The organism is Streptomyces sp. XM4193 (assembly GCF_023072595.1).
GTDB lineage: Bacteria > Actinomycetota > Actinomycetes > Streptomycetales > Streptomycetaceae > Streptomyces.
On sequence record NZ_JALLGK010000004.1, the window covers coordinates 342922 to 367214 of the forward strand.

Genomic DNA, 24293 nt, shown 5'->3' on the forward strand with positions numbered 1-24293 from the left:
CCCGGGGTCGGCACCCGGGCCGGCGTCCGTACGGAAGCACACCCCGCTCGCACCGCGCCCCGTACACGCGCGCCGGTGCCTGCGCACACCGCTTCCGGGGCCGCGGTTCGTACGCTCCCGCCCGTGCCGTCCGTGCCGTCCGACGGTCCACGGACCCGTCGGCGCGGGGGTCGGCGTGCAGCCATGCGGCGGGCGCCGCACGGCTCAGCGGCTGCGCGGCACCAGGGCGTGCAGGTCCACCGACTCGGCGAGCGCGCGCAGCCCCTCGTCGCCCGGGTGGAGGTGGTCGCCGCTGTCGTACTTCGGCAGCATCCGCGCCGGGCGGGCCGGGTCGCGGACCACGGCGTCGAAGTCGAGCACCGCGTCGAACCCGCTGCGCCCGCCGCGGAGTTGGCCGTTGATACGGGTGCGCTTGGCCTCCACCTCCGGCGAGCAGTCGTGGTAGCCCTCGCAGGGCGTGAGGGTGGCGGCGAGCACCCGCAGCCCGCGTGCCCGTGCCCGGTCGGCGACGGCGCGCAGCCCGGTCAGCACCTCCTCGGGAGTGGCGCCCCAGCGGATGTCGTTGATGCCGGCGAAGACGACCAGGGTGCGGGCACCGGTCTGCGCGAAGACGTCGCGCTCCAGGCGGTTCTGGATGCTGACGCCGGCGGTGTCGGGGTCGCTGCCGTCGCCGTCGTAGCGGTCGGAGGCGACGCGGTTCGCGGAGATCCCGTGGTTGAGCACGCCGTACGCGGGGACGTCGGAGCCGCCGCGCCCCTCCAGGAGGCGGCGCGAGAGCACGTCCGGCCAGCGGCGGTTGGCGCCCTCGGTGGAGGTGACACCGTCGGTGATGGAGTCGCCGAGCGCGACGATCGAGCCGGGCCCGCCGGAGACGTCGATCCCGGTGAGGAACGGCCAGAAGGTCAACTCCGGCTGGTAGCCTCGCCCGTCGCGGCGTCCGGTCAGATCGCCCGCTCCGTCGGCGGAGGCGTAGGAGCGCTGGATCGCCTCGGCGTGGATCGGGGCGGCGGTCACCGTACCGGGCAGATGCATGCTGACCAGCAGCGTCGTGTCGGCGGGCACGCGCATCCGCAGCGGATCGCTGACGGCCTCGGCGCCGGCCGGTACGCGGTGTGCCTGCCGGCCCCCGAAGGTCACCGCGCGCGGCTCGGACCTGGTGGCGGCGTCCTCGTCCTGTACGGCGACGGTGACGCGTCCGATGTCCAGCGGCTTGTCGGCGAAGGTGTTCGCCAGCCGTACGCGCGCGGACTCGCCGCCGCCACTGGTGCGCACGACCAGGCGCAGCGTCCGGTCCCGCCACGGGCCGACCTCGGTGTACCCGCCGGTGCTCGCGGCCCAACTCCCCGTCCAGCCCGGGCTGCCGGAGCGGACGGCGACATCGAAGACATGCAGGTCCGCGGCGGGTCCGGGGTCCTTGGGCAGGGTGATCGAGGCGATCCGTCTGCCCTGGTCCACCGGAACGGTCACGGCGTAGAGCCGGGCGCTCTCCGCACGTGTGCCGGCGGGGGTGTTGATACGCGGCAGGGCGAGCGCCTTGGTGGTGAGGGGGCCGGCGCGCCAGTCGTGCGCGGTGAGGGTGTACGGGGCGCGGCCACCGTCGGCGTAGTGGACGGTTCCGGTGCCGGTCACCGCGCTGCCGGGGCGGTCCGGGGCGGTGGCGGCGACCAGGAAGGACAGCGCGTTGCCGTTGCCGGTGCCGTCCTGGTCGCCGTTGCCGTTTCCGCGGCCGCCCAGCTGGACGTGCTGGCCGTCGCTGAGGACGTTGTCGGGGCGGCCGGGCGCGCGGTCGGGCCGTCGCAGCTCGGCGGCGTCCAGCCGCAGCCGGGCACCGGGACGCCAGCCGGCGGCGTCGAGGTCGGCCGAGGTCAGGGAGTTCCCGGCGCCGTCGAAGTCGGCCCGGTCCGGGCGTCCTTCGTCGCTGACGGCGCGGTTGTCGTAGTGGCGTTCCAGTGGCAGCGGACGCTCGGCGGCGGGAGCGGCGTACGCACCCGGCGCGACGGGTTGGGCGCTCGATGCGGCGGTGAGCGCCGGGAGTCCGGAGAAGAGTACGGCCAGCCCTGTGGCGGCGGCGGTGGTGCGCAAGCGGGTACGCATCGGTGTCCCTTCGTCGGTCGGGCCCGCGGCACACCGGCGTCCGGGTGCGGCTGCCGCACGGGTGCGGCGCGGGTGGGCGGGTGCGCGTCCGGCCCGGGGCGGGACGCGGCGGTGGCGGGCGCCGGTGCGGTGCCGGGCGCACGAGCGGCAGGCTTCGGGATGTGGCGATGCGGGGACGGGGGCGGCAGTTCGCGGGCGGTGCGGTGGCGCAGCTGTCCGGCGGAACGGTTCAGCGCCGGGACGATCCGACCAGCGCAGGGTCACCGGCGGGAGACCTCACGGCGGCGTCAAGGTGTCGATCAGGCCAAGGGGACGGCGAGTTGGGGCCTCGTGCGCCGTGCGCCGGGCGAAGCCGGGGCAGCGCGCCGGTGGCCCGGCGGCCGGAGCGGATGCGACCCTGAGAGGCATGAACATCCCGTTCCTGGACAACTGGCGCAAGAAGCACGGAACCTCCCGCGGAGCCGGGGTGATGAGCCGGGGCGAGGTGAGCGAGCAGGGGCTCGGGGAGCTGCTGGCCGAGTGCGAGGTGCTGCGTGCGCAGGCGGCCGAGCACGGGGTCGAACTCGACGACTCGGTGGGCTCGTTGGAGTCCCTGGACCAGCTGCTGCCGCGCTGGCGCGACGACCCCGAGGTGCTGCTCCGACTCGGCAGCGACGCGGGCCTCTATCTGGGCACGGTCCTGGTGCGCGGCGTGGCGGGCGCGCACTGGGAAGTGCTGGAGGACGGCCGCCCGGTCGTGCGGCTGGCCTCCGGGCGGGTGCTGGACGTCGTCGAGGCGGGCCACGCCTGGGCGGTGGACGGCACGCCCGAGCTGTCGCAGAGCTACGCGGAGGCCGCGGAGGTCTGACCGGCCGTCGCAGGACACAGGCAACGCCCCTCTCCGTACCCGACCGCAGCCGCGCGTCGCGCTCCGGCGCGGGGAGCTGCGCAAGGGGGTACGCCGGGCAGTCTGGCAACCCGGCGCTGCGCGCGGCACCGACGCCACACCGCGCTGCGGCGACGAGCAGCCGTACGGCCCCGCTCACCCGCGGGCGAATCTGCGCAGGTGCCGGAGCGACCGGTGCCCCGCGCACACGCCGCGGTCCCGCGAGTCGTCAGCCGCGGGTGAGCCGCTTGCGGACGGTGCCCTCCTCGGCCGGTTCGGCCGGGGTGCGCGGTGCCGCGCAGGCCGGGCGGGTGACGTCGGCGACGAGCTCGACGACGTCCGGCCCGTACGCATGGGAGTTGACCACCTTCAGCAGGAGGCAGAAGGTGCCCTCCGGGCCGTGTTTGCGGCTCAGCCGACGGTGTTGCCGTGCCAGGTAGCGGGTCGCGGCCTGGAGGGTTACGGGCCGCTGGCCGCAGGCGAGGAAGACCGGCCGGGTGTGTTCGCCCGCGGTGAGGCGGGCGAGGAGCACGTACTCCACCGCGCCGGGGTCCAGCTTGTAGTGCTCGGAGCCGATGACGAAGGTGCCGCGGTCCTGGCCCGACTCGGGGTCGGTGCTGACCACGACGCCCGGCAGCAGCGACCGCAGATGCGCGGCCATCCGCCGGTTGGAGACCGGCGGTCCGAGGCAGAACTCCGTGCGTTCGCCGAAGCCCTGGTGGGCGGAGTCCGCCCAGACCACGCCCGCCTGCGCCCCGCACTCCTTTATCAGCGCGGACAGCTCCAGCAGCGCGAAGACCTCGGGCCTGGCCACCGCACCGTCGCTGCCGGCGTCGCGCCCGACCACCAGGGCCGTCTCGCTGTGGTCGGGCAGTCCGAAGAAGCGCTGCTTGCGCCGCCGGGCCCGGCGCAGGGCGGCGTTGCGGAGCAGCCAGCCGAGCAGGACGCCGAGCACGGCGGCGACGGCGAGGTGGGCGGGGTCGCGCAGCGAGTCGCTCATGGTGCGCGAGCCTAGAGCAGGACGCCCGAGGGTTCGATACCCCGGAACGTGCTGTCTGCCCGCACCGCCGCGCCCGGGCCCGCAGGGCGTCGTCGCCGCCAACCCCGGCCGGAGCAGGGGGACTTGCCGCCGCCCCGCGCACCGCTGATCCGACCACGCGGGTACCCGCTCGCCGCTCCGGCGCCGACGCGGCCATGGCCAATTCGGTGACGTTGCGCCGAACTGCTTGCGACGTAACGTGACGAGGCATACCGTCTCTTCCTCGCGCCGATCTACCCGCGTCTGGCAGGGGTGACGCCTTGGCGCCCGGGCGCGTGCGCCCCGGCGGGAGGCAGGGCTGACGCCCCGGCAAAGGAGCAGCTCATGACAGCAGTTGGCTCGGACCAAGACCCCACCCCCGGTCCTGCGCGGCCGGGATCGGCCGGGGAGAGCGGCGGCGCTCCCGCCGTCGTGCGTGCCGCACTCGTCCAGGCGACCTGGACCGGCGACACCGAATCGATGATCGCCAAGCACGAGGAGCACACCCGCGAGGCGGCCCGACAGGGAGCCCGGGTGATGGGATTCCAGGAGGTCTTCAACGCCCCCTACTTCTGTCAGGTGCAGGACCCCGAGCACTACCGCTGGGCCGAGCCGGTGCCCGACGGCCCGACCGTCACCCGGATGTGCGCGCTCGCCCGGGAGACCTCGATGGTGCTGGTGGTGCCGGTCTTCGAAGTGGCGGACGCGGGCTTCTACTACAACACCGCCGTGGTGATCGACGCCGACGGCACCGTGCTGGGCAGCTACCGCAAGCACCACATTCCTCAGCTCAAGGGCTTCTGGGAGAAGTTCTACTTCCGTCCCGGCAACCTGGGTTGGCCGGTTTTCGACACGGCTGTCGGTCGGATCGGCGTCTACATCTGCTACGACCGGCACTTCCCCGAGGGCTGGCGCGCACTGGGACTGGCCGGCGCCCAGCTCGTCTACAACCCCTCGGCGACCTCCCGAGGTCTCTCCTCCCACCTGTGGCAGCTGGAGCAGCCGGCGGCCGCGGTCGCCAACGAGTACTTCGTCGCCGCGATCAACCGCGTCGGCGTCGAGGAGTACGGCGACAACGACTTCTACGGCACCAGCTACTTCGTCGACCCGCGCGGCCAGTTCGTGGGCGGTGTCGCCGACGACCGGTCCGAGCAACTCCTCGTGCGCGACCTGGACTTCGGCCTCCTCGACCGGGTCCGGCAGGAGTGGGCCTTCTACCGCGACCGCCGTCCCGACGCCTACGGAAACCTGGTGCAGCCATGACCGACACCGCCCCCACCAACGCCGGCCCCGACCGACCCGCCCCCGCGTACGGCACCCACCCCGGGCTGCACGACCGGCACCGTGCGGTGCTGCCGGAGTGGCTCTCCCTCTACTACGACCGTCCGATCGAGCTGGTCCACGGTGAGGGCCGGCACGTCTGGGACTCCGAGGGACGTCGGTATCTGGACTTCTTCGGCGGCATCCTGACCACCATGACCGCGCACGCCCTGCCGGAGGTCACCAAGGCGGTCAGCGAGCAGGCCGGCCGGCTCATCCACAGCTCGACCCTCTACCTCAACCGCCCCATGGTGGAACTGGCCGAACGCGTCGCGGCGCTCTCCGGCATCCCCGACGCCCGCGTCTTCTTCACCACCTCGGGCACCGAGGCGAACGACGCGGCGCTGCTGCTCGCCACCACCTTCCGCGGCTCCAACCAGATCCTCGCGATGCGCAACAGCTACCACGGCCGTTCCTTCTCCACCGTGGGCATCACCGGCAACCGCTCCTGGTCGCCGACGAGCCTCTCTCCGCTCCAGACGCTCTACGTGCACGGCGGCGTACGGGGCAGCGGTCCCTTCGCGGAGCTGAGCGACGCCGCGTTCATCCAGGCGTGCGTCGAGGACCTGAGGGACATGCTCGCCCAGGGCGCCCGCGGCCCGGCCGCGCTGATCGCCGAACCGGTGCAGGGCGTCGGCGGTTTCACCGCGCCCCCGGACGGGCTGTACGCCGCGTTCCGCGAAGTCCTCGCCGAGCACGGGGTGCTGTGGATCAGCGACGAGGTGCAGACCGGCTGGGGCCGTACCGGCGAGCACTTCTGGGGCTGGCAGGCGCACGCGGCGGCCGGGCCGCCCGACATGCTCACCTTCGCCAAGGGCATCGGCAACGGCATGTCCATCGGCGGCGTCGTCGCCCGCGCGGAGGTCATGAACTGCCTGGACGGCAACTCCATCTCCACCTTCGGCGGCAGCCCGATCACCATGGCCGCCGGCAACGCCAACCTCGCACACCTCCTGGAGCACGACCTCCAGGGCAACGCCCGCCGGGTCGGCGGACTGCTCATCGAACGGCTGCGCGCGGCCACGGCCGGCCTGGACGTCGTGGTGGAGGTGCGCGGCCGTGGACTGATGATCGGCATCGAGCTGGACGGCCCCCGAGCCGCCGCCCGGGTGCTCGAACTCGCCCGCGAGGAGGGCCTGTTGATCGGCAAGGGCGGACTGACCGGCTCCGCGCTGCGGATCGCGCCGCCGCTCTCGCTGACCGTCGCCGAGGCCGAGGAGGGCGCGGCCGTACTGGAACGCGCCCTGCGCCGCGCGGAGTCCGAGCACGGCGGCACCGAGCACGGCGCGTCCGAGCACGGCGGAAGGGGCTGACATGAGTCGTACGGTCATCAGCGGCGGACTGGTCATCACCGCCAACGAGGAGCTGGAGGCGGAGGTCCTGATCGAGGGCGAGCGGGTCGTCGCGCTCGCGGCCCGGGGCAGTGAGGTGGCCGACGGCTGGCGCGAGGGCGCGGCGCGGGTCATCGACGCCACGGACCGCTACGTCCTGCCCGGCGGGGTGGACGGCCACACCCACCTCGACTTCCCCTTCGGCGGCACCTTCTCCGCCGACACCTTCGAGACCGGCACCAGGGCCGCGGCCTGGGGCGGCACCACCACCATCGTCGACTTCGCCGTTCAGTCCCGCGGGCACGCGCTGCGCGAGGGGCTGGACGCCTGGCACGCCAAGGCCGAGGGCAACTGCGCCGTCGACTACGGCTTCCACATGATCCTCTCCGAGGTCACCGACGGCACTCTCAAGGAGATGGACGGGCTGGTGGAGGAGGGGGTGACCTCCTTCAAGCTGTTCATGGCCTATCCGGGCGTCTTCTACAGCGACGACGGCCAGATCCTGCGGGCCATGCAACGCGGCGCCGACAACGGCGGGTTGATCATGATGCACGCCGAGAACGGCATCGCGATCGACGTGCTCGCCGAGCAGGCCGTCGCCGCGGGCCGCACCGACCCCCGGTACCACGGCGAAGTGCGCAAGGTCCTGCTGGAGGCCGAGGCCACCCACCGCGCCATCCAGCTCTCCCGGGTCGCCGGCTGTCCGCTGTACGTCGTGCACGTCTCCGCCGCCGAGGCCGTCGCCGAGCTGGCGGCAGCGCGCGATCTGGGGCTGCCGGTGTTCGGCGAGACCTGTCCGCAGTACCTCTTCCTGTCCCTGGACAACCTGGCGGAACCCGACTTCGGCGGCGCCAAGTACGTCTGCTCCACCCCGCTGCGGCCCAGCGAGCACCAGGCCTCGCTCTGGCGCGGACTGCGCACCAACGACCTCCAGGTCGTCTCCACGGACCACTGCCCGTTCTGCTTCAGCGGCCAGAAGGAGCTGGGACGCGGCGACTTCAGGAAGATCCCCAACGGCATGCCCGGCATCGAGCACCGGATGGACCTGCTCCACCAGGCAGTGGTGGAGGGCCACATCTCGCGGCGCCGCTGGGTCGACCTGGCCTGCGCGACCCCGGCCCGGATGTTCGGCCTCGCCGGCCGCAAGGGCACCCTCGCACCGGGCGCCGACGCCGACGTTGTCATCTACGACCCGCGGGCCGAGCAGGTGCTCTCGGCCGACACCCACCACATGAACGTTGACTACTCCGCCTACGAGGGCAAGCGGATCACCGGCGCGGTGCGCACGGTGCTCTCCCGCGGCCGCGTGATCATCGACGACGGCCGCTACACGGGCTCCGCCGGCGACGGCCGCTATCTGCCCCGCGCGACCTGCCAGTACCTCGACTGAACCCGCCAGGACGACAGGAGCAACAGATGGACTTCGGACTCGTCCTCCAGACCGACCCGCCCGGTTCGGCGACGGTCTCGCTGATGCGCCGTGCCGAGCGCAACGGCTTCACCCACGGCTGGACCTTCGACTCCGCGGTGCTGTGGCAGGAACCCTTCGTCATCCACAGCCGCATCCTGGACCACACCGACCGTCTGAAGGTCGGCCCGATGGTCACCAACCCCGGCACCCGCAGCTGGGAGGTGACCGCCTCCACCTTCGCCACCCTCAACGAGATGTACGGCAACCGCACCGTCTGCGGCATCGGCCGCGGCGACTCCGCCATGCGGGTCGCGGGCCGCAGCCCGAACAACCTCCGCTCGCTCGGGGAGGCGATCACCGCCATCCGTGAACTGGCCGAGGGCCGCGAGGCGTTGGTCGACGGCCGACCGCTGACCATCCCCTGGGTCCGGAACGGCAGCCTCCCGGTCTGGATGGCCGCGTACGGCCCCAAGGCGCTCGCGCTCGCCGGACAGAAGGCGGACGGTTTCATCCTCCAGCTCGCCGACCCCTACCTCACCGAGTGGATGGTCCGCTCGGTGCGCGAAGCCGCCGCCGACGCGGGCCGCGACCCGGACTCCATCACGGTCTGCGTCGCCGCTCCCGCCTACCTCGGAGACGATCTGGCCCACGCCCGCGAGCAGTGCCGCTGGTTCGGCGGCATGGTCGGCAACCACGTCGCCGACCTCGTCGCCCGCTACGGCGAGCACTCCTCGATGGTGCCCGAGGAGCTGACCGACTACATCAAACAGCGCAAGGGCTACGACTACAGCCACCACGGACGCGCCGGGAACCCGGACACCGCCTTCGTGCCGGACGAGATCATCGACCGCTTCTGCCTGCTCGGCCCCGCGCAGGCACACATCGAGAAACTGCGACGGCTGCGCGACCTGGGCGTGGACCAGTTCGCGCTGTACGCGATGCACGACGCCCGCGAGGAGGTCGTCGACGGCTACGGCCGCGACATCATCCCCGCACTCGACCCGCAGGGCACGGCGCCCGGTTCGACAGGCTGAGCCGTACGTCCGAGCCCACCCGGAGACGAACCGACCCGGCAGCTCGAACGGCCGCCGGCCGCCCCGCACCGCGGGCGCCCCCCAACAACCCCGCGGCCCGCGGCAGTCGACCGCGGGCCGCCGAGGGGCCCCGCCGGCGACGGCGGTTCGCGGGTCGGCCGCATCGGACGCGACAGCCACCGACCCCGACCGCGCCCGTCCGACGCCCGGGCCGCCCCGCCGCCCCGTCCCTGCCGTCCCGCCCCGGGGAACGTCCGCCCCGGGAGCGCCTGCGCCCCGTACTCCCCGCCGTCGGTCAGCGCGAGACAGCGCCGCCGCTGGGCCCCGTGCGGCCGGGTCGGGCGCCCTTCCCGCCCGCCCGCGGGTGTGTCGGTGGGGCGTGTTTGTATGGGGCACATGATCGATGAGGAGCTTGTCGTCGCAGTGGAGAAGGCCGTGCGCGAGGTCGCCGCCGCGGAGATCGTGCCGCGCTGGCGCAGGCTCGCGGCCCACGAGGTGATCGAGAAGAACGGCCCCCACGATCTGGTCACCGTCGCCGACCGCGAGGCGGAGGCACGGCTGACCGAGGTGCTGACGGCGCTGCTGCCGGGCTCCGTCGTCGTCGGCGAGGAGGCCGTCCATGCGGACCCGGCAAGCTATGCCGCCCTCGCCGGTGACGCCCCGGTGTGGATCGTCGACCCGGTCGACGGGACCCGGCAGTTCGTACGGGGCGAGGACGGCTTCTGCACCCTGGTGGCGCTGGCGCACCGTGGCCGGCTGCTGGGTTCGTGGACGTACGCCCCCGCACGCGAGCAGTTCGCCACGGCGCGTCTGGGGCACGGCGCCCGGCTCAACGGCCGTGTGCTGACGGCCGGTTCGCCGCCGCCCGGAGCCGCGCTGCGAGTCGCCGTCTCCCACCCGGACTTCACCGACGACCGACAGAAGCGCGCTCTGCTCGGGCTCTGGACCGAGGGCGTCGCGCCGCGCGCCTGCGGGTCGGCGGGGCTGGAGTATCTGGCGATCGCCACCGGCGAGTTGGAGGCGACGGTGTTCTCCTGGGACAAGGCCTGGGACCACGCCGCCGGACTGCTGCTGGTGACCGAGGCGGGCGGCGTGCAGCGGACCGTCGCGGGGGAGCCGTACCGGGTCGACTCGGACGCCAACGCGCTGCCGTTCGGTGCGGCCGGTGACGAGCGAACACTGGAGCGTATTCTCTCCCTGCTGGCAGGTGCTGCCGGCTGAACCTCCGTTCCCGAGGGGAGATCCACAGTGCCGTGGACGCGTGACGTCGTCGTGGTCGGAGCAGGTCCCAACGGCCTCACCGCGGCGGTGGAGTTGGCCCGACGAGGTCTCAGCGTCGAGCTCTTCGAGGCGCTCGGATCGATCGGCGGGGGAGCGCGCACCGAGGAGTTGACGCTCCCGGGGTACCGGCACGATCCCTGCTCGGCGGTGCACCCGCTGGCGATCGGCTCGCCCGCCTTCGACACGATGCCGCTGGCCCGCCACGGGCTGCACTGGCTGCACCCCGAAGTGCCGATGGCCCACCCCTTCCCGGACGGCAGCGCGGCCGTCCTCTCGCGCTCCCTCGGCGAGACCGCGGCCTCGCTCGGCCCGCGGGACGCGGGTGCCTACCGCAGGCTGATCGGCCCGTACGTCGGCCGCTGGGAGACGGTGGCGGCGGACTTCATGAAGGTGCCCTGGGACGGGCTGCCCCGCGATCCGCTCACCGTCGCGCGCTTCGGGCTGAGCGCGGTGCAGCCCGCCGCGTGGCTCGGCCGGCGCTTTCGCGACGAGAAGGCGCGCGCCCTGCTCAGCGGTCTGGCCGCGCACGCCATCACCCCGACCACCACCAACGCCACCGGCGGTATCGCGATGCTCTTCGCGCTCGCCGCGCACGAGCGCGGCTGGCCGATTCCGCGCGGCGGGTCCCAGTCGATCGTGGACGCACTCGCCGGTCATCTGCGGGAGTTGGGGGGCTCCATCCACACCGGCGTGGAGGTCCGGCGGCTGGACGAGCTGCCGCCGGCGAAGGCGTACGTGTTCGACACCTCGCCCACCGCGCTGGCGCGCATCGCCGGTCTCGGCAGGGCGTACGCCGGTTTCCGCTACGGCCCGTCCGCGTTCAAGATCGACTATGCGATGGACGGTCCGATGCCCTGGACGTCCCGTGACGCCCGGCGCGCCGGCACGGTGCACATCGGACCGACCGACGGGGAGATCAGCGCCGCGCTGCGGGCGGTCAGCACCCACGGCAGGGCTCCGGACGCGCCGTTCCTCATCACCTCCCAGCCCACCCTGATCGACAGCACCCGGGCGCCCGAGGGCAAGCACACGTTCTGGGCGTACGGCCACGCGCCGAGCGGCTGGGACGGCGACCTCACCGAGGCGATCGAGCGCCAACTGGAGCGGTTCGCCCCGGGGTTCCGCGATCTGGTGCTCGCCCGTGCCACCGCGGGGCCGCCCCAACTCGCCGCGCGCAACGCCAACTACGTCGGCGGCGACATCGCCTGCGGCGCCTACTCCGGCCTCCAGACTCTGCTGCGCCCCCGGCTCGCCCGGGTCCCGTACGCCACCGCGCACCCGGCCGTCTTCCTCTGCTCGTCGGCGACCTGGCCGGGGCCCGGGGTGCACGGCATGTCCGGCCACAACGCGGCCAAGGCGGTGTGGCGCGCACTGCGCCGCCGCGGCGCCCTGGACGACGCGGGCCGGGGCCGCGCGCCGGTCGCAGCGAGCGGTGCCGCTCCCGGCGGTACGGCCGACGACCCGGCCGGTGGCGCGGGCTAGTCCGCCTTCGCGGCCAGGTCCTCGAGGATCTGCGCCCGCAGCGTCGCCGGGTCTGTGCCGAACCGGCCGAGCAGCGCGGCCGTCCTGCGGTCCGCCTCGTCGAGCAGGCCGAGCAGCAGGTGCTCGGACCCGATCGACCGGTCGCCGCGGCGCACTGCCTCCCGCAGAGAGCACTCCAGCGCCTGCTTGGCCTCCCGGGTGAACGGGAGGTGCCCGGTGCCCGGCCGTCGCCTGCGGCGCAGCAGTCCCGTACGTCCGCGGCGTGGGGCCGGTTCCTCCAACGCGCCCGCTCCGAAGCTCTGTTCGGCCCGGCGGCGCACCTCCTCGACGTCGATGCCGAGCGAGGCCAGCGCCGCGGCGTCCTCCTGCGCCAGCGGGCCGCCGGGGGAGTCGAGAAGCGTCAGCTCCTCCCGGGCCGCCCGCTCGGTGACGCCGAGTCGCCGGAGAGCGGCCCGGCCGGGCAGTGTCGGGTCCTGAACCAGGGCGAGCAGCAGATGCTCGGTCCGGATCTCCTCCTGTCGCAGCTGCCGCGCGTTCTCCTGCGCGCGGACGACGGCCGCCCGGGCGGCCGGGGTGAACCGTTCGAACATGGGTTACCTCCTGGAGTGCTTCTTGTGTACCGCCTGCCTGCTGACGCCCAGCGCCGCGCCGATCCGGTCCCAGGACCAGCCCTGGCGGCGGGCGTTGTCGACCTGGAGCGTTTCGAGGCGCTCGACCAGTCGTCGCAGCGCGGCGACGGCGTGCAGTCCGATCCGTGGGTCCTGGTGCAGGGCGGCGCCGGCGGCGTCGACCGCGTCCCGTGCTTCTGAGTCGGCCATGAGTGTCAATGTAGGTTGACGCACGGCGCACTGTCAACGGTGGTTGACACGACGGGAATCCGGACGGGACTCATGGCACTTCCCGGGGCGGTGCGGATAAGGTCGCAGACGGCGCGACGCACGTTGACAAGCAAGGGACGACCTCTATGACGCAGATCGAGCGCGTGCTGATCGCCGCCGACAAGTTCAAGGGATCGCTGACCGCGGTGCAGGTCGCCGAGCATGTGACCGCGGGCCTGCAGGGCGTCCGCCCCGACCTCGTGGTCGAGGCGCTCCCCGTCGCGGACGGCGGCGACGGCACCGTGGCCGCCGCGGTGGCCGGGGGCTTCGAGCAGCGGGAGGCGCGGGTCACCGGCCCGCTCGGCTCTCCGGTGACGGCCTCCTGGGCGCTGCGCGGCGGGACCGCCATCGTCGAGATGGCCGAGGCATCCGGTCTTCAGCTGCTGCCCCGCGGGACCTTCGCCCCGCTCACCGCGACCACCCGCGGAACCGGCGAACTGCTGCTCGCGGCGCTCGAAGCGGGCGCCCGCACGATCGTCCTCGGCGTGGGCGGCTCGGCCACCAACGACGGCGGCGCAGGCATGCTCCAGGCGCTCGGCGTCGCGCTGCTGGACGCCGACGGCGCACCGGTCGGCCCGGGCGGCGGCCCGCTCGCCGGACTGGCCCGCGCGGACCTCTCCGGACTGGACCCCCGGCTGGCGGACGTGGAGATCGTCCTCGCCTGCGACGTCGACAACCCGCTCACCGGACCGCACGGCGCCGCGGCCGTCTACGGGCCGCAGAAGGGAGCCACCGACGAGGACGTGGCGACCCTGGACGCCGCGCTCGCCCGGTTCGCGCAGGTGCTCGCCGAGGAGGTCGGACCCCGCGCCCGGGAGTGCGCCGCGGCGCCCGGCGCGGGCGCCGCGGGCGGTATCGGCTACGCCGCGCTGGTCGGGCTGGAGGCCGCGTTCCGGCCCGGCATCGAGGTGCTCATGGACGTGCTGGACTTCGACGCCGCGCTGGCCCGGGCCGATCTGGTCATCACCGGCGAGGGCTCGATGGACGCCCAGACCCTGCACGGCAAGGCCCCCGCCGGTGTCGCCGCCGCCGCCCGCGCCGCGAACAAGCGCGTGGTCGCGGTCTGCGGCCGGCTGGCGATCGAGGAGGAGGCCGTGCGCGCGGCCGGTATCGAGGCGGTGTACGCGCTCTCCGAGCTGGAGCCCGACCCCGCACGGTCCATGGCACAGGCCGGCCCGCTGCTGGAACGCGCGGCAGCCGCTCTCGCGGCCGAACAGCTCGGCTGACACCACCGGGATCCCCGCCGGAGCGCACCCGGCCGCAACGGCGTACGCGGGGCGCGGCCGGCGACCGCCGTACGCCGGGAGCGCGGCAGCGAACCCGCGTACGGCGCTCACCGGCCGGGCCCGGAGCACCGGGGCGAACGGCGCACATGGCGAAGGGCCCGGAACGATCTCTCGTTCCGGGCCCTTCGTCGGTCGGGGAAGCCGATCAGCCGCGCGCCGCCAGCCGCGCTTCGCGGCGGTTGTCGCGGAAGGTGTTCACCCGGCGGGCCGTGGCGAACAGCGGGATCACCGCGCCGAGCACGACCTGGAGCGCACAGCCGGTCTGGAGCAGCAGCTCACCGCCGGGAGCGTCGAACGCCCACGCGGCCAGCATGCCCATCGCCGTCACGATCCAGGCCAGCATCGCCACCGCGAGCAGTCCGCGCGGCTTGGGGTACTCGACCCGGCTGACCATCAGCCACGCGGTGCCCACGATCGCCATCAGGGTCGGGATGAACGGCAGCTCCAGCAGGACGATCGAGACGATCGTCAGCGCCCCGAAGGGGCTGGGCATGCCCTGGAAGATGCCCTCCCGCAGCGTCACGCAGGAGAATCTCGCAAGCCGCAGCACCACCGCCAACAGCACCACGATCGCCGCCAGCGCCGAGACGTGCTGGTGCGCGTCGCTGGCGACCATGCCCCAGACCAGCACGAAGTACGCGGGCGCGAGACCGAAGCTGATCAGGTCCGAGAGGTTGTCCAGCTCGGCGCCCATCGCGGAGCTGCGCAGCTTCCGCGCGACGATGCCGTCGAAGAGGTCGAAGATGGAGGCCAGCAGCATCAGCATCACGGCGGTCGCCGCGCTGTGCCGGGCCATGCCGCCGTCGTCGTTGCCCGTCAGGTGCGGGATGAGGACGCCGGTGGTGGTGAAGTACACGGCCATGAAGCCACAGGTGGCGTTGCCGAGGGTGAGGGTGTCCGCTATCGACAGGCGCGTCGAGAGCGGCATCTCGTCGTCGTCGAGGTCGTCGTCGACCTCCCACGACGAAGGTGGGTCACTGTCAATCGCGGTCAATGCGAGTCACCCCAGCGGTAGTGGTCTGACCGACCTCCACGGCGGGCTCGATCCCCTCGGGAAGGTAGATGTCCACGCGGGAACCGAAGCGGATGAGGCCGATCCGCTCGCCCTGCTCGACCTTGGTGCCCTGCGGGACGTACGGAATGATCCGGCGGGCGACCGTGCCGGCGATCTGAATCATCTCGATGTCGCCGAGCTCGGTGTCGAAGTGCCACACCACGCGCTCGTTGTGCTCGCTCTCCTTGTTGAACGCCGGGACGAAACCACCGGGCACATGCTCGACGGAGGTCACGGTGCCGGCCAGCGGCGCACGGTTGACGTGGACATTCAACGGGCTCATGAAGATCGCCACGCGCGTCCGGCCGTCCGCCCACGGCATGATGCTCTGCACCACGCCGTCGGCCGGGGAGATGACCCGGCCCTGGGTGATCTCCCGCTCGGGATCGCGGAAGAACCACAGCATGCCCGCCGCGAGCGCGGTCGTCGGCACGGCGAGCGCCGCCGCCTTCTTCGACCGGCGGGCACAGACGAGGCTTACGGCGGCGGTGGCGACGGTGGGAAGCAGCCAGGGGGAGCTGCCACGGGCCAGACGAACGCCACCGTTGGACGATGAGCTGTGGGGCATGGAAGACCTTCGTAGCGGAGGGTGCCGCGCAGAGCGTTGAGACCACGGCTTTAACGCGATGGTATCCGCTCAACACACCAACCGGGTAAGTCGGCTGCGCGCGCTCCTGGTTACCGATGGGTCGTGTTCGGGCGCCGGATGCGAGGGAAATCACGCGGACCGGCACATTTGTCGCTCGGGACCGGGTGCGTCCGGTGCCGGAACGCCGACGATCTTGCGCAGAATCTCGTCCGGACTTTCACCGAAGATCGGGCTTCGGCCGCGAAAACCAGCCGCCGCAAGGGCTTCGAGTCGATTTCCGGGGGTGTGGGTGCCACCCTGCCGCGGCAGGGCGGCACCCCGGGGCGGCCTCAGTCGGCCGGCGGCTCGAAGACCGAGGTGCGCCGCAGCCCGGCAGCGCGCCCCTTCCCGGAGATCACCAGCGCCATCTTGCGGCTCGCCTCGTCGATCATCTCCTCGCCCAGCATCGCGGAGCCCTTCGCGCCGCCCGCCGCGGAGGTGTACCAGTCGTACGCGTCCAGGATCAGCTCCGCGTGGTCGTAGTCCTCCTGGCTCGGCGAGAAGATCGCGTTGCCGGCTTCGATCTGACCGGGATGCAGCACCCACTTGCCGTCGAAGCCGAGCGCCGCGGAGCGGCCGGCGACCTCGGCGAAACCGTCGGGGTTGCGGATCTGCAGATAGGGCCCGTCGATCGCCTGGAGGTCGTGTGCGCGGGCGGCCATCAGCAGGCGCATCAGGATGTAGTGGTAGGCGTCCGCGGGGTAGCCCGGCGGCTGCTCGCCCACCACCAGCGACTTCATGTTGATCGACGCCATGAAGTCGGCTGGGCCGAAGACAATCGTCTCCATGCGCGGCGAGGCCGCGGCGATCTCGTCCACGGCGATCAGCCCGCGCGCGTTCTCGATCTGCGCCTCGATGCCGATGCGGCCGACCTCCAGGCCCATCGTCCGCTCGATCTGGGTGAGCAGCAGATCCAGCGCGTGGATCTGGCCGGCGTCCTGGACCTTGGGCAGCATCAGGCAGTCCAGCCGGTCGCCGGCTCCCTCCACCACGGTCACCACGTCGCGGTAGGTCCACTGCGTGGTCCAGTCGTTGACCCGCACCACGCGGGTCTTGCCGCTCCAGCCACCGGAGTTGAGAGCTTCGACGATGCTGTGCCGGGCGCCCTCCTTGGCCAGCGGTGCGCAGGCGTCCTCCAGGTCCAGGAAGACCTGGTCGGCCGGCAGACCCTGTGCCTTCTCCAGGAAGCGCGGGTTGCTGCCGGGCACGGCCAGGCAGGTGCGGCGCGGTCGGAGCCGGTTGACCGGCGACGGGGACGTCGGGGACGTCATGGGGACCTCCGGGGCGGGCCTGTGGTGACCTGGGCTGACGCCTCGAAACGATACGCGGCGCCCCTCCCGCGCCCGTACGCCGCCTCGGGCCGTGCCGCCCCGCCGACGGGGCCGTCCGGCGCCGGACCGCAGTGCCCGTGCGGCGCCTCGGCGGCCGGTGTGTGCGGACCGCGAGGCCGCCCAGGGGCTCGCGCAGTCGGGACCGACCGCCGTGCGCCGTGCGGCTGTTGGGCCCGCGGGAGCGGCTGGGTCGTGCGCGGGGCAGGATGGGGCGATGCCGTTGCTGATCTCTCCCCTGATGGACCCCGCTCGCCTCGCGCCGGGCACGCAGCCCTCGCTGGGCGTGGAGGGCGGGCTGGTGCTGCGTCCGTGGCGCGCCGAGGACGCCGGGGCGCTGCTGGAGGTGTTCGCGGACCCGGTGATCAGGCGTTGGCACAACCGCCGGCTGGACGACACCGAGGAGGCGCGGCGCTGGATCCAGGAGTGGCGGGGTGCCTGGACGGCCGGTGAGGGTGCGCACTGGGCGGTGGCGGACGGCCGGAGCGACGAGGTGCTCGGGCGGATCTCGCTGGGGAGGTTCGTCGCGATGAGCGGCCAGGCGGAGGTGACGTACTGGACGGCTCCGCGGGCGCGCGGCGGGGGAGTGGCGACACGTGCCGTACGGGCGGCCGGCGAGTGGGCGCTGGCGGAACCGCGTTTCCACCGGCTGGAGTTGACGCACTCGGTGCACAACGAGGCGTCCTGCCGGGTGGCGCACCGAAGCGGCTACGCGCTGGAGGGCACCCGGCGCCGGGCACTGCTGCACCGCGACGGCCTCCACGACGCCCATCTGCACGCCAGGCTGCGCCCGAGCGAACCGGAGGGCTGACGCCGGTCAGCCGGTCGCGGGCCCCTCGCCGACAGGCTTGTCGTCGGCGGGCTTGTCGCCGGTCGTCCCCTCGGCGACGGGCTTCTCGCCTGCCGGCTCCTCGCCCTCGCTCTGTCCCTCGGAGCCCTGAGCGCCGGTGAACTGAGCGCCGGAGTCCTGTGCGCCGGTGAACCGTGCGCCGGCGGACCGCTGTTCGGCACTGCCCGCCCGGTGGCTGTGCAGCGCCGACTCGATGGTGCGCATGATCTGCGGCAGCGGGGTGTCGGTGTGGGTCACGGTGACCAGCACCTCGCCGCGCGCGGTGGCCGAGGGCGCCGCGCCCGGTGTCTCGCGGTGGTGGCTGAAGCCGGTGCCGAAGGTGCGCCGCACGATGACGAACGCCCCGTCGAGCTGGGTCTCCACATCGCCCTGGGCGCCCGCGCGCAGCCAGCGCCGCAGCACGTGGTTGTGCGCGGTGACCACCGCGGAGGCGGCCACCTCGGCGAGCAGCGGGTCGTCGTCGCCGTCCCGGTGGGCCGACTCGGGGAAGTGGCCCAGGAGGTAGCGGGTGAACAGGCGCTCGTAGCGGGCCACCGAGGCGATCTCCCGCTCGCGCAGCGCCGGCACCTGGCGGGTGAGCTTGTAGCGCTCGACGCTGCCTGCCGGGGAGGCCGCGTACATCTTCATGACCTCTTTGATGCCCCGGCACACGGTGTCCAACGGGTTCTCGTGCGCGGGAGCGGCGTCCAGCACGGCCCGGGCCCGCTCCAGGGTGTCGTCGTGGTCGGGGAAGATCGCCTCTTCCTTGGAGCGGAAGTGGCGGAAGAAGGTGCGTCGGGCGACGCCCGCGGTGGCTGCGATCTCGTCGACCGTCGTCGCCTCGTACCCCTTGGTGGCGAAGAGGTTCATGGCGGCAGCAGCCAGCTCCCGGCGCATCTTCAGTCGCTGGGACGGGGCGGTGGCACGGGTGGATTTGACTGGCTGCGGCATGCGCCGAACGTTACACGTGACCCGCGCCCACCGGCCGCTTCCGTGGTGACTGGTGAGTAACTGGAATACCCGGGGCATGAGTTGGCCAGGATGTCTGGCACGGGCACGACGGACCGACGGTCCTCGCCGCCCGCCGAACCCGAGGGGTGATGCGAGGGCATGGACGACTGGCTCAGCGCACTGCTGCACCGCGCCCGTGCCGACGCCTCGCGGGGTGCGGCCACCGGCGACCCGGAGCGCTCGGGGCCGCGGGCCTACGAGCGGCTGGCCACCTGGTCCGTACGGGCCGCGGCCAGGGAACCGCGCACCGCCAGGCCGGCCAGGGACGCGCTGGCACGCGTGCTGACCGAGCAGGGGCATCCGGTGTGGGCGCAGGAGGTGGCTGCCTGCGCGCTGGCGGGCGCCGGCGACCGCCGGGCCTTCGAGACCCTGGTCTTCCTGCTCAACTACCGGGAGCCGGTACGGGCTTCGGCCGCCGCCGAGGCGCTGGCGCGGCTCGGCGACCCCCGTACCGCCCGCGCAGCGGCCGCGCTGGCGGGCAACGAGCTGCGCACCGCCTACGCGCTGGAGCCGGTGCGGCTGCTGGCGCGACTCGGTGCGCCGGAGTCGGTGCCGGTGCTGGTCGCCACGCTGCGTCGGCTGCTCGCGGGTCCGGGTCACTACTGGCCGATCGCCCGGGCCTGCGTGGAGGGGCTGGGGGTGCTGCGGGACGTCAGGGCGCGGCCGGTGCTGACCGCCGCCACCGGCTTCCCGCAGCTGCGCGAGACGGCCACGACCGCGCTCGCCCGACTGCCCCGCCCCTGACGCCGCCACGGGCGGCGCTTTGGTGCGCCCCGGCTGCTCGCCCTCCCCGTCGTGCGCCGCCGTCCGCACCGCGGTGGGCGGGAACACGGAGAGCGGGACACCGGGACACCGGGAAAGCGGGACACCGGCGGCCCGCGCGGGGCGCACGGTGCGGTCGGAGCCCGGCCGTGCGCCGGCGCCTCAGAGCTGCCGGTACATGATGTGCAGTCCCACGAAGCCCTCGGTCGGGTGCCGGAAACCCTCGGGCAGGGTGGTCATGATCTCGAAACCGAGCGACTGCCAGAGCGCCACCGCACGGGAGTTGGTCTCCACCACCGCGTTGAACTGGATCGCCCGGTACCCCTGCTCGCGCGCCCAGGCGATCACGTGCTCGCCGAGGGCGCGCCCGGTGCCGCGACCGCTGTGTGCGGCGTCGACCATGAAGCTGGCGCTCGCGATGTGGGAGGCGCCGCCCATGTGGTTGGGGTTCATCTTGGCGGTGCCGAGGACGGTGCCGTCCTCCTCGACCGCGACGACCGTGCGGCCCGGGGAGGGGATCATCCACATCGACCTGGCGTCCTCCTCGGAGAGGTCACGGTCGTAGGTGTAGGTCTCGCCGGCCCGCACGATCTCCCCCAGGAAGGGCCAGATCGACGGCCAGTCGGCCTCGCTCGCTTCTCTGATCTGCATCGACGCAGCATCGCACGCCGCTCACAGCAGCGTCATCTGGGTGTACGCGGACTCCTCGGGGCTCGCCTCGCAGCCCACCGGCACCCGCTCGGCCGGCCGCGCGGCGGCGCTCTCGCGCGCCGGGGCCGCACGGCGGGCGACACCGGGGGCGGCGGGTGCGAGGCCGTACTCGGCGGCGAGCTCGTGCACCTGGCCGGTGATGCGCCGCTGGTACCAGGTCGGGGCGTAGGCGCCCGCGGCGTACAGCGCCTCGTAGTGGCGCACCAGCCCCGGGTGGTGCTGCGCCACCCAGGCCATGAACCACTCGCGGGCGCCGGGCCGCAGATGCAGCGTCAGCGGCGTCACGGAGCTGGCGCCCGCGGCGGCCACCGCCCGTACGGTCTCGCGCAGTTGGGCCGGTGAGTCGCCGAGGAAGGGGATGACGGGGGCCATCAGGACCCCGCAGGGTATGCCGTGCTCGGCGAGGGTGCGCACAACGTCCAGGCGCCGCTGCGGAGCGGGGGTGCCCGGCTCCACGGTGCGCCACAGCTGCTGGTCCAGGAAGCCGACGGAGACCGAGACACCGACCTCGGTGATGGCCGCCGCCGAGCGCAGCAGCTCCAGATCGCGCAGCACCAGCGTGCCCTTGGTCAGGATGGAGAACGGGTTCGCGCAGTCCCGCAGCGCGGTGAGGATGCGTGGCATCAGCGCGTACTTTCCCTCCGCCCGCTGGTAGCAGTCCACGTTGGTGCCCATGGCGATGTGCTCGCCCTGCCAGCGCGGGGCGGCGAGCTCGCGGCGGAGCAGCTCGGGGGCGTTGACCTTCACCACGATCTGGGAGTCGAAGCCGAGGCCGGTGTCGAGGTCGAGGTAGCTGTGGGTCTTGCGTGCGAAGCAGTAGACGCAGGCGTGGCTGCAACCGCGGTAGGGGTTCACCGTCCAGGCGAAGGGCACTTTCGACGCCCCGGGCACCCGGTTCACGATCGAGCGGGCCCTGACCTCGTGGAACGTGATCCCGCGAAACTCCGGGGTGTCGAACGTGCGGGTGACCCGGTCCGTGCCGAAGAGGGCTTCCGGTCCTTCGCTTCGCAGGTTGTCCCAGCGCATGCTGCCTCCTTGGTTCGCTATCAATAGAACACCTGTTCGCATGCAGGCTGTCAAACCGGATTTGGGCGGCCGGGCTCGGGGTGATGGGATGGCCGCCAGTCATCCCGCAGCGACCGCTGAGCCGGTCGAGGCCGAGGGCCTGCGGGTCGCTCAGAGGCACAGGAGGAGCCACATGGCACAGGTCGAGGCAACGACGCAGCGGGAGATCGCCGCCGACCCCGACGATGTCTTCGACGCCCTCGCGGACTACCGCGAGGTCCGAGGCAAGGTGCTCCCCGGCCAGTACAGCGAGTACGAGGTGCGCGAGGGCGGCGACGGGGAGGGCACCCTCGTGCACTGGAAGCTCCAGGCGACCAGCAAGCGCGTGCGCGACTGCCTGCTGGAGGTCACCGAACCGCGCGACGGTCAGCTGATCGAGAAGGACCGCAACTCCTCGATGGTGACGACCTGGACCGTCAGCCCGGCCGGCACCGGCAGGGCGCGGGTCGTCGTCAGGACCGTCTGGGACGGCGCGGGCGGCATCGGCGGCTTCTTCGAGCGGACGTTCGCGCCCAAGGGCCTGGCTCGAATCCACGACGAACTTCTGGCCAATCTCGCGGCCGAGGTGGAGAAGACCTCCGCCTGACCGAGCCGTCGAACCGGCCGTTTCGACCCGGTCCCGGCCGCGCCCGGGACCGGGCTTCTCAGCCCACCGCACGGCGGCTAACGTTGCCCGGTATGAAGATCCTCATCAGCGCGGACATGGAAGGTGCCACCGGCGTCACCTGGCCTGCCGACGTGCTGCCCGGCACCCCGCAGTGGCAGCGGTGCCGTTCGATGTTCACCAGTGACGTGAACGCGGCAGCCCTCGGCTTCCTGGCCGGCGGCGCGGACGAGGTGCTGGTCAACGAGGCCCACTGGACCATGCGCAACCTGCTCCTCGAGGAGCTCGACGAGCGCGTCCAGATGCTCACCGGACGGCACAAGGCGCTGTCCATGGTGGAGGGCGTGCAGCACGGCGACGTGGACGGCATCGCCTTCATCGGCTACCACACCGGCGCCGGCGACGAGGGCGTGCTCGCCCACACCTACCTCGCCAACTCCCTGACCGGGGTGTGGGTCGACGGGGTGCGCGCCAGCGAGGGCCTGCTGAACTCGCTGGTCGTCGCCGAGTACGGCGTGCCCGTCGTCCTGGTCACCGGCGACGACCGTGCCTGTGAGGACTCCCGCGGCTACGCGCCCGAAGCCGAGACCGTGGCCGTCAAGGACTACGTCTCGCGCTACGCGGCCGTCTGCCGCACCCCCGCCCGCACCGCGGCCGACATCCGCGCCGCGGCCGCGGCCGCCGTCCGGCTGGCCGTCCGCACCGAGCCGGTCAGCGGGCCGCACGAGGTGGAGATGGAGTTCGACGCCGAGCACCTGGCGGGCGCCGCCACCGTGGTGCCCGGCGTGCGGCAGACCGGCGAACGCCGCGTCGCCTACCGCTCCCCGAACATGTACGAGGGCATCCGCTGCTTCAAAGCGGTCACCACCGTCGTCTCGAACGCCGTGGAGGAGACCTATGGCTGACCCCCGGCCCGTCGGCTGCGACGAGCAGGCGCTGGAGGAGGTGGTCGCCTACACCAGCGACCTCATCCGGATCGACACCACCAACCACGGCCGGGGCGAGGGGCTGGAGCGGCCCGCCGCCGAGTACGTGGCCGCCCGGCTCGACGAAGTCGGCATCCGGCCACAGCTGTTGGAGAAGGCGAGCGGCCGGACCAACGTGGTCGCCAGGATCGAGGGCACCGACCCCGGCGCCGACGCGCTGCTCCTCCACGGCCATCTGGACGTCGTCCCGGCCGATGCGAGCGAGTGGAGCGTGCACCCCTTCTCCGGCGAGATCCGGGACGGGGTGGTGTGGGGCCGGGGCGCCATCGACATGAAGAACATGGACGCGATGATCCTGGCCATGGTCCGCTCCTGGGCGCGCGGCGGCGTCCGGCCCCGGCGGGACGTGGTGCTGGCGTTCACCGCGGACGAGGAGGACAGCGCCGAGTTCGGCTCCGGCTTCCTCGCCGACCAGCACGCCGAGCTGTTCGAGGGGTGCACCGAAGGGCTCAGCGAGTCCGGCGCGTTCACCTTCCACACCGGTGACGGCACCCGGCTCTACCCGGTCGGGGCCGGCGAGCGCGGTACGGCCTGGATGACGCTGACCGCGCGCGGCCGGGCCGGCCACGGCTCGAAGGTCAACCACGAGAACGCCGTCGGCCGCCTCGCCTCCGCCGTGCACCGCATCGACGAGTACCACTGGCCGCTGCGACTGACCGCGACCGTGCGCGCCGCGCTGCTGGAGCTGGCGCGGGTGCGGGGCCTGCCCGAGCCCCGGCTGGACGACCCGGACTGGGACGTCGACGCCTTCCTCGACGCGATCGGCCCCGCCCGCGCCGTCGTCGAGTCGACCGTGCGCAACAGCGCCAACCCCACGATGCTGGACGCCGGTTACAAGATGAACGTGATCCCCGGCACGGCCACCGCGGGCGTCGACGGGCGGATGCTGCCCGGCACCGAGGCGGAGTTCGAGGCGACCATCGATGAGCTGACCGGTCCCGACGTCGACTGGTCTTTCTACCACCGCGAGCAGCCGCTCCAGGCCCCGGTCGACTCGCGCACGTACGCGGTGCTGCGCGAGGCGCTGGAGCACCACGACCCGGACGCCCACGTGATCCCGTACTGCATGTCGGGCGGCACGGACGCCAAGCAGTTCTCCCAGCTCGGCATCGAGGGCTACGGCTACTCCCCGCTGCGGCTGCCGCCGGGGTACGACTACGCCGCGATGTTCCACGGTGTGGACGAGCGGGTCCCGGTGGACGCCCTGCAGTTCGGCGTCCGCACCCTGGACCGGGCCGTACTGGGCCTGTGACCCCGCCGCCGCGCCCCGCACCCCGGCGGCGCGGCGGCACACCACCCGAGCCGCCCGAGCAGC

22 protein-coding genes and 1 pseudogene are annotated in these 24293 nt (G+C 73.2%); 13 read left to right on the forward strand and 10 right to left on the reverse strand.

The annotated features are described in order from the left end of the window. Positions 1-204: 204 nt before the first annotated feature. Positions 205-2094 (reverse strand): GDSL-type esterase/lipase family protein, encoded by a 1890-nt coding sequence (locus MTQ01_RS14480; RefSeq protein WP_247490414.1) that lies wholly within the window; start codon positions 2092-2094, stop codon positions 205-207. A 406-nt stretch (positions 2095-2500) separates the two neighbouring features. Here MTQ01_RS14480 and MTQ01_RS14485 point away from each other — a divergent pair, with 406 nt between their 5' ends. Next, the gene (locus MTQ01_RS14485; protein WP_247490416.1) at positions 2501-2941 is read left to right on the forward strand and encodes a DUF6278 family protein; all 441 of its coding nucleotides are present in this window, start codon (positions 2501-2503) and stop codon (positions 2939-2941) included. A 247-nt stretch (positions 2942-3188) separates the two neighbouring features. Here MTQ01_RS14485 and MTQ01_RS14490 read toward each other — a convergent pair whose 3' ends face one another. Next, a complete protein-coding gene (locus tag MTQ01_RS14490) occupies positions 3189-3959 on the reverse strand; it encodes a hypothetical protein (RefSeq protein WP_247490418.1) in 771 nt (256 codons plus the stop codon). A gap of 363 nt (positions 3960-4322) precedes the next feature. Between MTQ01_RS14490 and MTQ01_RS14495 the strand changes: the two genes are divergently transcribed. The 6 genes from MTQ01_RS14495 (at position 4323) to MTQ01_RS14520 (ending at position 11836) form a co-directional block, all read left to right on the forward strand. Continuing rightward, positions 4323-5240 carry a nitrilase-related carbon-nitrogen hydrolase gene (locus tag MTQ01_RS14495; protein ID WP_282613663.1) on the forward strand — a complete coding sequence of 306 codons (918 nt, stop codon included), beginning with the start codon at positions 4323-4325 and terminating at the stop codon, positions 5238-5240. Continuing rightward, a complete protein-coding gene (locus MTQ01_RS14500) occupies positions 5237-6610 on the forward strand; it encodes an aspartate aminotransferase family protein (RefSeq protein WP_247490420.1) in 1374 nt (457 codons plus the stop codon). Before MTQ01_RS14495 ends, MTQ01_RS14500 begins: the two co-directional genes overlap by 4 nt. Before the next feature lies 1 nt (position 6611). Then, entirely contained in the window at positions 6612-8018 is a 1407-nt protein-coding gene (hydA, locus tag MTQ01_RS14505) for a dihydropyrimidinase (protein WP_247490422.1), read from the forward strand. A 26-nt stretch (positions 8019-8044) separates the two neighbouring features. Then, a complete protein-coding gene (locus MTQ01_RS14510; RefSeq protein ID WP_247490424.1) occupies positions 8045-9073 on the forward strand; it encodes a TIGR03842 family LLM class F420-dependent oxidoreductase in 1029 nt (342 codons plus the stop codon). A 396-nt stretch (positions 9074-9469) separates the two neighbouring features. Next, positions 9470-10294 carry an inositol monophosphatase family protein gene (locus MTQ01_RS14515; protein WP_247490426.1) on the forward strand — a complete coding sequence of 275 codons (825 nt, stop codon included), beginning with the start codon at positions 9470-9472 and terminating at the stop codon, positions 10292-10294. 27 nt (positions 10295-10321) lie between these two features. Continuing rightward, positions 10322-11836: an NAD(P)/FAD-dependent oxidoreductase gene (locus MTQ01_RS14520; protein ID WP_247490428.1), complete on the forward strand. Its 1515-nt coding sequence runs from the start codon at positions 10322-10324 to the stop codon at positions 11834-11836. Here MTQ01_RS14520 and MTQ01_RS14525 read toward each other — a convergent pair. Then, positions 11833-12426 (reverse strand): Clp protease N-terminal domain-containing protein, encoded by a 594-nt coding sequence (locus MTQ01_RS14525; protein ID WP_247490430.1) that lies wholly within the window; start codon positions 12424-12426, stop codon positions 11833-11835. The genes MTQ01_RS14520 and MTQ01_RS14525 overlap by 4 nt on opposite strands. Positions 12427-12429: 3 nt before the next feature. After that, entirely contained in the window at positions 12430-12654 is a 225-nt protein-coding gene (locus tag MTQ01_RS14530; RefSeq protein ID WP_247490432.1) for a hypothetical protein, read from the reverse strand. A gap of 146 nt (positions 12655-12800) precedes the next feature. On the opposite strand from MTQ01_RS14530, the gene MTQ01_RS14535 reads away from it, so the two are divergent. Further along, positions 12801-13940 (forward strand): glycerate kinase, encoded by a 1140-nt coding sequence (locus MTQ01_RS14535; protein WP_247490434.1) that lies wholly within the window; start codon positions 12801-12803, stop codon positions 13938-13940. Between the two features lie 205 nt (positions 13941-14145). On the opposite strand, the gene pssA is transcribed toward MTQ01_RS14535, so the two are convergent. From pssA to MTQ01_RS14550, 3 genes are all read right to left on the reverse strand, one after another. Further along, the gene (gene pssA, locus MTQ01_RS14540; protein WP_374207742.1) at positions 14146-14994 is read right to left on the reverse strand and encodes a CDP-diacylglycerol--serine O-phosphatidyltransferase; all 849 of its coding nucleotides are present in this window, start codon (positions 14992-14994) and stop codon (positions 14146-14148) included. Then, a complete protein-coding gene (locus MTQ01_RS14545; protein WP_247490436.1) occupies positions 14981-15622 on the reverse strand; it encodes a phosphatidylserine decarboxylase in 642 nt (213 codons plus the stop codon). Before MTQ01_RS14545 ends, pssA begins: the two co-directional genes overlap by 14 nt. 350 nt (positions 15623-15972) lie before the next feature. After that, complete coding sequence (locus MTQ01_RS14550; RefSeq protein WP_247490438.1) at positions 15973-16953, reverse strand: CoA ester lyase; 981 nt, start codon at positions 16951-16953, stop codon at positions 15973-15975. A 274-nt stretch (positions 16954-17227) separates the two neighbouring features. Between MTQ01_RS14550 and MTQ01_RS14555 the strand changes: the two genes are divergently transcribed. Further along, positions 17228-17821, forward strand: coding sequence for a GNAT family N-acetyltransferase (locus MTQ01_RS14555; protein WP_247490440.1), 594 nt, complete (start codon positions 17228-17230; stop codon positions 17819-17821). Between the two features lie 213 nt (positions 17822-18034). On the opposite strand, the pseudogene MTQ01_RS14560 reads toward MTQ01_RS14555, so the two are convergent. After that, positions 18035-18790: pseudogene (locus MTQ01_RS14560) on the reverse strand (TetR family transcriptional regulator); the annotation flags it as partial. A 159-nt stretch (positions 18791-18949) separates the two neighbouring features. Here MTQ01_RS14560 and MTQ01_RS14565 point away from each other — a divergent pair. Next, entirely contained in the window at positions 18950-19594 is a 645-nt protein-coding gene (locus MTQ01_RS14565; protein ID WP_247490442.1) for a HEAT repeat domain-containing protein, read from the forward strand. Between the two features lie 180 nt (positions 19595-19774). Here the strand turns inward: MTQ01_RS14565 and MTQ01_RS14570 are convergent, their stop codons facing one another. Further along, positions 19775-20263 (reverse strand): GNAT family N-acetyltransferase, encoded by a 489-nt coding sequence (locus tag MTQ01_RS14570; protein WP_247490444.1) that lies wholly within the window; start codon positions 20261-20263, stop codon positions 19775-19777. A 21-nt stretch (positions 20264-20284) separates the two neighbouring features. After that, complete coding sequence (locus MTQ01_RS14575; RefSeq protein ID WP_247490445.1) at positions 20285-21349, reverse strand: Rv2578c family radical SAM protein; 1065 nt, start codon at positions 21347-21349, stop codon at positions 20285-20287. A gap of 172 nt (positions 21350-21521) precedes the next feature. Here MTQ01_RS14575 and MTQ01_RS14580 point away from each other — a divergent pair, with 172 nt between their 5' ends. From MTQ01_RS14580 to MTQ01_RS14590, 3 genes are all read left to right on the forward strand, one after another. Then, on the forward strand, positions 21522-21974 hold the full coding sequence (locus MTQ01_RS14580; protein ID WP_247490447.1) for an SRPBCC family protein: 453 nt from the start codon (positions 21522-21524) through the stop codon (positions 21972-21974). Positions 21975-22066: 92 nt separating this feature from the next. Further along, complete coding sequence (locus tag MTQ01_RS14585; protein ID WP_247490448.1) at positions 22067-22897, forward strand: M55 family metallopeptidase; 831 nt, start codon at positions 22067-22069, stop codon at positions 22895-22897. Further along, on the forward strand, positions 22890-24230 hold the full coding sequence (locus MTQ01_RS14590; protein WP_247490450.1) for a M20/M25/M40 family metallo-hydrolase: 1341 nt from the start codon (positions 22890-22892) through the stop codon (positions 24228-24230). Before MTQ01_RS14585 ends, MTQ01_RS14590 begins: the two co-directional genes overlap by 8 nt. Positions 24231-24293 lie beyond the last annotated feature (63 nt).

Bases quoted from the DNA above. Each gene is read 5' to 3' on its own strand.
- MTQ01_RS14480 (WP_247490414.1), bottom strand. From the start codon at position 2,094: ATGCGTACCCGCTTGCGCACCACCGCCGCCGCCACAGGGCTGGCCGTA.
- MTQ01_RS14485 (WP_247490416.1), top strand. From the start codon at position 2,501: ATGAACATCCCGTTCCTGGACAACTGGCGCAAGAAGCACGGAACCTCC.
- MTQ01_RS14490 (WP_247490418.1), bottom strand. From the start codon at position 3,959: ATGAGCGACTCGCTGCGCGACCCCGCCCACCTCGCCGTCGCCGCCGTG.
- MTQ01_RS14495 (WP_282613663.1), top strand. From the start codon at position 4,323: ATGACAGCAGTTGGCTCGGACCAAGACCCCACCCCCGGTCCTGCGCGG.
- MTQ01_RS14500 (WP_247490420.1), top strand. From the start codon at position 5,237: ATGACCGACACCGCCCCCACCAACGCCGGCCCCGACCGACCCGCCCCC.
- hydA (WP_247490422.1), top strand. From the start codon at position 6,612: ATGAGTCGTACGGTCATCAGCGGCGGACTGGTCATCACCGCCAACGAG.
- MTQ01_RS14510 (WP_247490424.1), top strand. From the start codon at position 8,045: ATGGACTTCGGACTCGTCCTCCAGACCGACCCGCCCGGTTCGGCGACG.
- MTQ01_RS14515 (WP_247490426.1), top strand. From the start codon at position 9,470: ATGATCGATGAGGAGCTTGTCGTCGCAGTGGAGAAGGCCGTGCGCGAG.
- MTQ01_RS14525 (WP_247490430.1), bottom strand. From the start codon at position 12,426: ATGTTCGAACGGTTCACCCCGGCCGCCCGGGCGGCCGTCGTCCGCGCG.
- MTQ01_RS14530 (WP_247490432.1), bottom strand. From the start codon at position 12,654: ATGGCCGACTCAGAAGCACGGGACGCGGTCGACGCCGCCGGCGCCGCC.
- MTQ01_RS14535 (WP_247490434.1), top strand. From the start codon at position 12,801: ATGACGCAGATCGAGCGCGTGCTGATCGCCGCCGACAAGTTCAAGGGA.
- MTQ01_RS14545 (WP_247490436.1), bottom strand. From the start codon at position 15,622: ATGCCCCACAGCTCATCGTCCAACGGTGGCGTTCGTCTGGCCCGTGGC.
- MTQ01_RS14550 (WP_247490438.1), bottom strand. From the start codon at position 16,953: ATGACGTCCCCGACGTCCCCGTCGCCGGTCAACCGGCTCCGACCGCGC.
- MTQ01_RS14555 (WP_247490440.1), top strand. From the start codon at position 17,228: ATGCCGTTGCTGATCTCTCCCCTGATGGACCCCGCTCGCCTCGCGCCG.
- MTQ01_RS14565 (WP_247490442.1), top strand. From the start codon at position 18,950: ATGGACGACTGGCTCAGCGCACTGCTGCACCGCGCCCGTGCCGACGCC.
- MTQ01_RS14570 (WP_247490444.1), bottom strand. From the start codon at position 20,263: ATGCAGATCAGAGAAGCGAGCGAGGCCGACTGGCCGTCGATCTGGCCC.
- MTQ01_RS14575 (WP_247490445.1), bottom strand. From the start codon at position 21,349: ATGCGCTGGGACAACCTGCGAAGCGAAGGACCGGAAGCCCTCTTCGGC.
- MTQ01_RS14580 (WP_247490447.1), top strand. From the start codon at position 21,522: ATGGCACAGGTCGAGGCAACGACGCAGCGGGAGATCGCCGCCGACCCC.
- MTQ01_RS14585 (WP_247490448.1), top strand. From the start codon at position 22,067: ATGAAGATCCTCATCAGCGCGGACATGGAAGGTGCCACCGGCGTCACC.
- MTQ01_RS14590 (WP_247490450.1), top strand. From the start codon at position 22,890: ATGGCTGACCCCCGGCCCGTCGGCTGCGACGAGCAGGCGCTGGAGGAG.